Annotated in this window: 1 protein-coding gene; it reads right to left on the reverse strand. The window is 37.6% G+C overall.

Annotated elements, in window-relative coordinates; all coding sequences use genetic code 11:
• Window positions 1-386, reverse strand: a 386-nt coding sequence (locus IUY40_RS19305; RefSeq protein ID WP_229335719.1) for a Calx-beta domain-containing protein, incomplete at both ends; no start/stop codon positions are given.

Consider the following 386-nt stretch of genomic DNA (forward strand, 5'->3'; position numbering starts at 1 on the left):
TGCTGTAGTTGGAGAAAAGTGCAATACTTTGTTTGCCTCATCAGTTACATCTGTAATGGTTACTGTAGCCGTAATAGCTTCAAAATCCCAGCCAAATCCAATTAATGATTCTCCTATTATATCACCTCCTCTTAGGGTAACATTCTCATCAAGCTCGATAACATTATCTCTTAAAGCATCTAATTTTATTATTGCCTTACTTGAACCAGCAGGAATCGTTACCGAGCTAGGTAAAGTCGCATAGTCGGTACCATTTATTGCTTCACCTGATATCTTATAATTTACAACTACTGGACTCGACACAGTAATCCCCTCTGGTAAACCTACCTCTATAGTAGTACTTTCTCCTTCTGCAACACTTGCTTTAGTTGTAGAAAATCTCAATA

It is taken from the genome of Flavobacterium sp. ALJ2 (assembly GCF_015594725.1).
Lineage (GTDB): Bacteria > Bacteroidota > Bacteroidia > Flavobacteriales > Flavobacteriaceae > Flavobacterium.